Genomic DNA, 7,445 nt, shown 5'->3' with positions numbered 1-7,445 from the left:
ACCCCCAACACCCCGCCTTCAACGAGGAACCCGCCGTCCCCGACGTCGACGCACCCCTGCCTGCCGACGTTCACACAGTCGAAAACGGGACGGTCCACTTTGAGGGGCTGCGGTTCGACCAGCTCTCCACACAGCGGCCCCCACGCGAATTACCCATCACTATGGAGCTTTTTACCCAGCTACGCCAGGAATACCGCTCGGTCTGCAACGCCATCACCGTACTCAAAGCCGACATCGCCGCCGGTAACGGACCATCCATGCGGGCCGCCGACCAAGACCTGGCCCGCATGCGCCAGCAGATTGATGCCGACCGCCCCTACGGCCACGCCGTCGCCACAGTGATGGCGCAATGGTCAGACGCCGATGCCGCCTACAACGACAGCATGCTGCTCCTCGAGCACGCGCGCACCCGTCTACTCGCACTCACATCCACGCCCGGCGCCGATGAGATCGACATCGCCTCCGCCCAACAAGAACTCGCCTTCTACACTGAGCTGCTCCCAGACCAGCCGCCATCAGCGCAGTACCAGCAGGCTCTCGCGCAAGCACAAGCCGCCCGCAGCGCAGCCGCCGGCGGACCCATCGTCGCCGAGCACGACATCATCGCCGCACGTGACGTCGCCGAGGCCGCCGACCGAGCCACTCTCCACGAACTCTGCACCCACCGCCAAGCCCTCCACGACCGGCTGCAGCGCGCCGAGAGCGACATCGCCGCAGCCTTCGACACCGCACACACCCGTGCCACCCAGACACTGGAACAGTTACTCGACACCGCGTACTGCGAGGTCAACCTGCTCCGATCCGCCCGCCATTTGGACACCAAGGCCGCCCCCCTGCGAATGCCCGAATCCGCACTAAGCCAACATGACCCGGCCATCGCCACACGACTGAACGCGCTCGCAGCTCAGCCCTATCGACTCGGATTTGTCCACGCCGACAGCACCGACCCCGACACCGCCGCCGCCTTGCGGACGCTTCGTGCAGCAGCCAACGACAGCAACCGAAAACTACTGTGGATCAGTGCATCTGACAACGCCGCGGCCATAGCACAAGACTCGGGCGTGGCCGACACCTACACCACCATCGGTGACGACCTCGCCGACAAACTATGGTCGCCGGGACCCGACGCGATCGTCATCATCGACAACCCCGCAACGATCGACCCCGAACAACTCGCCATCACCACCAACTACATCACCACCAACGGCGCCCGCGCCATCATTCTCAATCCCGCTGACGAACACATCGGACCCGCCACCTCCGCGCTGCGACTCCTAGCTACCACGATCCCCTGGGCGACAACTCTGACGGCCACCAAGACTGCCGTCCAAGACCGTCCCGACACCCCAACGCCCGCTATCGCGATGGCCGACCGACTCGGCCGAAGCCAACTCGACCAACGCTGGCGCGACCTACTCACCCACTACGACACAACAACCCGTGCCATCCGATCCGCGCACCGACTCCACCTCACCCTCACCTGGCACGACCACTCACACAACCGCACCCAATCAGAACACTCACTCGACACCGGCATCGACGACTGACCCGACAAGCAGTCCTGCCGGACCCCATCCCCGCACCGCACGACGAAATCCACGATGCGTAACCGCAAGCGACCGGACAAGGCCCTAGGTCGCTGACAGTCGGCATTTCGCCCCCGGGATTCCGCTCGCAAGCCAGTAGCCTCAGAGTCAAGGACTCGTCCTTCTCCCCAGCCATAAGGAGGACCGAGCAATGAGCAGAGCGATTCGACGTCGGGTAGCCACGAGGATGACACGGGTCCGCATGTGCACCGTGGAGTCCATGCCACTAGAGACCGACCCAAGCATCCTGCACGCCGTAAAGACGGTCTACACCACCGATCTCGGATTGCCCCACGACTGGACCGATGCACAGCGAGCTGAGCTTATCGAATACGAGGCCGACAAGATCACCTGGATGGTTCGGTCGCAAGCGAGCACCCTCGGCGATCAAAGCATCGAGCAATGGACTCGGCGAAACGACGGCCGTGCGCCCGACCGAATGGTTCGAAGCGCGTTGAGAACCGCGGCACGAGCCCAAGCGCTTCACATCGTTCTAAATACGGAGCTTTACGAACTCATCGCCTCAGACACCGAAGACGAAAACCCGGAACAAGTCAGGTCAGCATGATGACTGGCGAGGGTAACTCTGAATCGTCGTGACGCAAATACGCACTCATCATTCGCGAAACGACAACGAGACGGTTTAACTGCGCCTAAACACTGTGGAAGCTTGATCCGCTGACTTTAAATGGGTGGGTCCGGGTCTCGAAAACGTTGACCGTGCACGAGGAGCACGATTTGGTGCTCGCGCTACTCATTCAACTATGAGTAGGCGGGTAAATTCTAACCCTGGCCATGCTGCGAATTCATAGAAAGAAACAGCAGAAGGGGCTGCAGCACTCCGTCAGCGTTGTTCGGGGCCCCACTGAACAACAATCAGCTCTCACCGTTACGAGGAATACGTTGTCCTCATTGTCTCGATCTAGTGCGGACAAACGACGAAATCCGGGATAGCTCAAGTATTTCGAAACTATATTGCTTCTAGTAGTGGACTCGGCTCGTCGACCGTCATACTTTGGAAGAAGCTGAACGGGCCTTCCGAAACGCTCGCGAAGCCAACAGCTGAAGACCAAGGCGCCTCTCCGACTTGGTGGACCCTCAGGAGGTGAATAGCGTTGACTCTTAGTCTTTTCGATGATCTCCCCTTCCTGCTGCCGGTGCCCCGCGCCGCGGTGCTGCTGGGGATCAGCCGCGCTTCGGCGTATCGGCTCGTGGCTACCGGCGAACTGCCGTCGAGACGACTTGGCGGGCGCGTTTATGTCGTTACCGCGGAACTGCGTCAGATTGTTGCGGCATAATCAAACTGACCGCTGGCCGTGGTGCGTCACTGCTCACGTCGAGCGCGAACTTTCATACGCAGCGGCGAGCAGGTGATGGTTCGACCCGACAGCGGTGACAACAGCCGGCGAATGAGCGCCACGGGCGCGCCTGCTTGGCTAAGACAATGTGCTGCGGACAGAAGACCGGCAGCAAGAACAGGAACCGTCGCGCAGCCTAGGAGAACCCAAGTGAACGACGCGCAATCCCCACGTCCACCCCAGACGCGCGGCGAACGGACCGACAGCTCGATCAAGCGACTCTCCAACGGCGCTGGCTGGCGGGCGCGGCCGACACTCGGAACCGACCCCGTGACCGGTAAGCAGGTCAGGCCCACCAAGGTGTTCGCCACCAAGAAGGCTGCGCTCGACTGGGTGACCGAGCAGCGCCAGCAGTGGAGCTCGTCGACGTGGGCGCCGAAGTCGACGCGAACCTTCGATGAAGTCGCCGATCATTGGCTTACCGTGCGAGAAGCAAACCCATCGATCGGGCCGAATACCATTCGCGCTGACCGGGAGTCGCTGGCTTACGCTCGCCGGGCCTTCGGCGCGGTCCAAGTGCAGAAACTCACCCCCGCGACGCTTGCCGACTGGTCGGCCGCCTTGAAGGGTAAGGACGGCAATACGCTTGCGCCAGCAACCAAGCGGCGCGCCATCATCCGACTGAAATCCGTGATGGCCCACGCCCGCAAGATGCGCTGGCTCACCTACGATCCCGCGGCCGAGCTCGAGTCACCAGAACAGAAGTCGATCACCGCCGCCGACGCCGCCGATATCTGGACTCCCGATCAGATGGGCAAGTTCCTCGACCACGTCGCCGCGCACCGGCTCGGCGGCTGCTTTGCGCTGACGCTCCTCGGGCTCCGCCGCGAGGAAGTCGGCGGGCTGCGATGGTGCGACATCGACCTCGGCACCGGCGCGCTACGGATCCGTCGCGCCCGCGTTGATGTCAACGGCAAAGACACCATAGTTCCGACGAAGACCGATAGGTCGGCGCGCGAGTTGCCGCTGCCGCCGCGTGAGTTGGCGATGATTAGGACGATGCGGTCTGTGCATCTGCGAGAGCGCCTATCCGTTGGCCGACCGCTGACTGACGACGATCTGCTGCTGTCGCGCACCGACAGCACGTGGCTGCCGGTGCGCCACTACTCCCGCGAGTTCGCCGTCCAGCGACAGGCTGCCGGACTCAAGGCGATCACGCTGGGCAAGCTGCGGCACTCGAACATCTCACGGATGCGCGCGGCGGGCGTCGCCGCTGATGTCGTCGCCGCCTGGCACGGCCACACCGAGCGGATGACGCAGGCGGTCTACGGACGAGTGACTGACCAACGCCTGTCTGCCGCGTCGGCGGTGTTCGCGCGGCCAGCCGTAGGACAGAGTTAGGACAAGCAGCCCAAGCGGCGAGCTTCCAGCGAACCAGGCAAGCGGGCTACTCAAAGTTCAAAGCCATACCATGTCAAGTGGAGCTAAGGGGACTCGAACCCCTGACCCCCACACTGCCAGTGTGGTGCGCTACCAACTGCGCCATAGCCCCTCGTTGTGCTCATCGAAGTTACACCACCTGCGGTAGGCCTTCAAAATCGCAGGTCAGGGCACTTCGCCGCCGGCCTCCGGCCCGAGCGGGCGCGCCGGCGTATGCCCAGCTGGCGGTAGGCCACGCGTTTCCGGGGCGAACATCCAACCGATTGCCGCGATGAACAGGACCGCGCCGCTGACGACGAACGCCCAGCCGAACGACAGATGCTGGGCGATCAACCCCACGACCAGAGACCCGCCGATCGATCCGAAGTCGACCATCATCTGGAAGAGGGCGACCGGTCCCCCGCCACGGGACTTGTTCCCGACGATGTCGGCGACTGCCGCCTGCTGAGGCGAGATGAAGATTCCCGTCGCCGCCCCCGAGATGTACGCGGTCACCAGAAAGATCACGAGCGAGCTCGTCACCCCGAGCAGGCTCGTGGAGATCGCTGCGGCCAGCAGTCCCACGATGAGCAACTTGCGCCGACCGATCCGGTCGGACAGGTAACCGCTGGGGATCACGACGGAGACGTTGCCGATGGCGAACGTCGCCAGCGCCAGGCCCGCGATGCCGGTCCCGCGGCCCAGTCCCTCCACGATGAACAGCGGCACCAATGCGATCCGCAGCCCGAACGCCGCCCATCCCGTCGCGAAGTTGGATACCAACGCGGCGAGGTAGGCACGGTGTCGCAACACCTCTCGCAGCGTGACCGCAGGCTCGTCGGATTCCTCGGGTGCGGCCAGCGTGCTCCCCCGCAGGCTGAAGAACACCACCCCGGCCGCGACGAGCAGCGCAGCCCCGTAGATCGCGAACGGTGCCGCCAGACCCAGCCCGGCCGTGAGGCTGCCGAGCACCGGTCCCCCGACCGATCCGATGAGGAACCCTGACGAGAACAGGCCCGCGACGCGACCGCGTGCATCCTGGGGCGAGATCCGAATCATCAAGGCCAGTGACGACACCGAGAACATGGCAGACCCGAGGCCGCCGAGCGACCGGAACAACAGCAACTGCCAATACGTCTGCGCGAACGCGCACACCGCGGTCGACACGGCGACGATCAGCAGGCCGTTGATGTAGACACGTCGCTCCCCCAGCCGCTGGACCAGCCAGCCGGCCGGCGGAGCGGCGACCAACCGCATCAACGCGAACGCCGTGATGACGAAAGTTGCTGCGCTGATGCTCACACCGAAGTGGCGGGCATACTGCGGAAGAACCGGCGAGACCACTCCGTAGCCGAGCGCGACTACGACGTTCGCCGAAACCAGCAGCCAGACCTCACGCGGCAGCTTCGGCTTGCCACCAGGGCCGGAACTGTCTGTCGAACAGTCGGCCTCCGCGTCAGAACTCACGCAATGACTTTATTCACCACGTCCTTGGCCGCTTCCTGCACCTCGGCAAGATGGTCCGGCCCGCGGAACGACTCGGCGTAGATCTTGTAGACGTCCTCGGTACCCGACGGGCGCGCAGCGAACCACGCGTTCTCCGTCGTGACCTTCAGACCGCCCAGCGGCGCGCCGTTGCCCGGCGCCGTCGTCAGCTTCGCGGTGATCGCCTCGCCCGCCAGCTCGGTGGCGCTGACCTGCTCGGCCGACAGCTTGGCAAGCCGCGCCTTTTGCTCACGGTTGGCAGGCGCGTCGATGCGGGCGTACGTTGGCGCACCGTACTTTTCGGCGAGCGCGTTGTATCGCTGCGACGGCGTCGAACCAGTCTTCGCCAGGATCTCCGACGCTAGCAGCGCCAGGATGATGCCGTCCTTATCCGTCGTCCACACCGACCCGTTGCGCCGCAGGAACGACGCCCCGGCACTCTCCTCGCCACCGAAACCGATAGTGCCGCTGAGCAATCCGTCGACGAACCACTTGAAGCCCACCGGAACCTCAACCAATTTTCGGCCCAGCCCGGCGACGACCCGGTCGATGATCGACGAACTCACCGCGGTCTTACCGACGGCCGTGGATGCCGGCCACTCGGGCCTGTTGGCGCATAGGTAGTCGATCACCACAGCCAGGAAGTGGTTCGGGTTGAGCAGCCCACCATCGGGTGTGACGATGCCGTGCCGGTCGGAGTCCGCGTCGTTGCCTGTCGCGATCTGGTAGCTGTCGCGGTTGGCGATCAATGACGCCATCGCGTTGGGCGAACTGCAATCCATCCGAATCTTGCCGTCGGTGTCGAGCGTCATGAACCGCCACGTCGCATCGACGAGCGGGTTGACCACGGTGAGCTTCAGGTTGTGTCGCTCGGCGATGGCGCCCCAGTAGTCGACGCTTGCGCCACCCAGCGGGTCGGCGCCGATGCGGATTCCCTCGGCGCTGATCGCGTGCAGATCGACCACGCTGGGCAGGTCGTCGATGTACGCGTTGAGGTAGTCGTGCCGCCGTGCGTGTTCCGCCGCGCGGGCCAACGGCACACGCTTCACGCCCTCGAGGTTATTCCGCAGCAGTTCGTTGGCCCGTTTAGCGATCGCCCCGGTGGCATCGGTATCGGCGGGACCGCCATTGGGCGGGTTGTACTTGAATCCGCCGTCGCGGGGTGGGTTGTGTGACGGCGTGACGACGATCCCATCCGCCAGATCGCGATTGCGGCCGCGGTTGTACGCCAGGATGGCGTGGCTGACCGCTGGCGTCGGCGTGTAGCCGTCCGCGGCATCGATCATCGCTACCACATCATTGGCGGCCAGGACCTCCAGCGCCGACTCCCACGCCGGTTCCGAGAGCGCATGGGTATCACGGCCGATGAATAGCGGACCAGTGATGCCCTGCGCATGCCGGTACTCGACGATGGCCTGGGTCGTGGCATGGATGTGTGCCTCGTTGAACGCCGCATCGAGGCTGGAGCCCCGATGGCCTGACGTGCCGAACGCCACCTGTTGGTCGACGTTGTCGGGATCGGGTTCGACGGTGTAATAGGCCGTGACCACCTGAGCCACATCGATGAGGTCTTCGGGTTGCGCCGGTTGACCGGCGCGGGGGTTGGCCGCCATGTGTCCAGTCTGCTCTGTTTCCGCGCCGCGCACCGCCATGGCGC

5 protein-coding genes, 1 tRNA gene and 1 pseudogene are annotated in these 7,445 nt (G+C 64.2%); 4 read left to right on the top strand and 3 right to left on the bottom strand.

All coding sequences use genetic code 11. The annotated features are described in order from the left end of the window. The 4 genes and pseudogenes from BST47_RS30760 to BST47_RS18530 all read left to right on the top strand — a co-directional run. Positions 1-1,547, top strand: a pseudogene (locus tag BST47_RS30760) (MobF family relaxase); the annotation flags it as partial. Positions 1,548-1,806: 259 nt separating this feature from the next. Continuing rightward, positions 1,807-2,154 carry a hypothetical protein gene (locus BST47_RS18540; RefSeq protein ID WP_133056228.1) on the top strand — a complete coding sequence of 116 codons (348 nt, stop codon included), beginning with the start codon at positions 1,807-1,809 and terminating at the stop codon, positions 2,152-2,154. 589 nt (positions 2,155-2,743) lie between these two features. Then, positions 2,744-2,884 (top strand): helix-turn-helix domain-containing protein, encoded by a 141-nt coding sequence (locus BST47_RS31465; protein WP_255392533.1) that lies wholly within the window; start codon positions 2,744-2,746, stop codon positions 2,882-2,884. A 210-nt stretch (positions 2,885-3,094) separates the two neighbouring features. Then, the gene (locus BST47_RS18530; RefSeq protein WP_234809765.1) at positions 3,095-4,285 is read left to right on the top strand and encodes a tyrosine-type recombinase/integrase; all 1,191 of its coding nucleotides are present in this window, start codon (positions 3,095-3,097) and stop codon (positions 4,283-4,285) included. A 78-nt stretch (positions 4,286-4,363) separates the two neighbouring features. Here BST47_RS18530 and BST47_RS18525 read toward each other — a convergent pair. The 3 genes from BST47_RS18525 to pgm form a co-directional block, all read right to left on the bottom strand. Further along, positions 4,364-4,436, bottom strand: a tRNA-Ala gene (locus BST47_RS18525). A 53-nt stretch (positions 4,437-4,489) separates the two neighbouring features. Further along, a complete protein-coding gene (locus tag BST47_RS18520; RefSeq protein WP_083127076.1) occupies positions 4,490-5,770 on the bottom strand; it encodes an MFS transporter in 1,281 nt (426 codons plus the stop codon). Continuing rightward, the gene (gene pgm, locus BST47_RS18515; RefSeq protein ID WP_083127112.1) at positions 5,767-7,401 is read right to left on the bottom strand and encodes a phosphoglucomutase (alpha-D-glucose-1,6-bisphosphate-dependent); all 1,635 of its coding nucleotides are present in this window, start codon (positions 7,399-7,401) and stop codon (positions 5,767-5,769) included. The genes BST47_RS18520 and pgm overlap by 4 nt, the downstream gene beginning before the upstream one ends. Between the last annotated feature and the right edge of the window lie 44 nt (positions 7,402-7,445).

Source organism: Mycolicibacterium tusciae, from assembly GCF_002086795.1.
In the GTDB taxonomy this organism is placed as follows: domain Bacteria; phylum Actinomycetota; class Actinomycetes; order Mycobacteriales; family Mycobacteriaceae; genus Mycobacterium; species Mycobacterium tusciae.
This window is presented reverse-complemented; position numbering and strand designations above follow the sequence as displayed.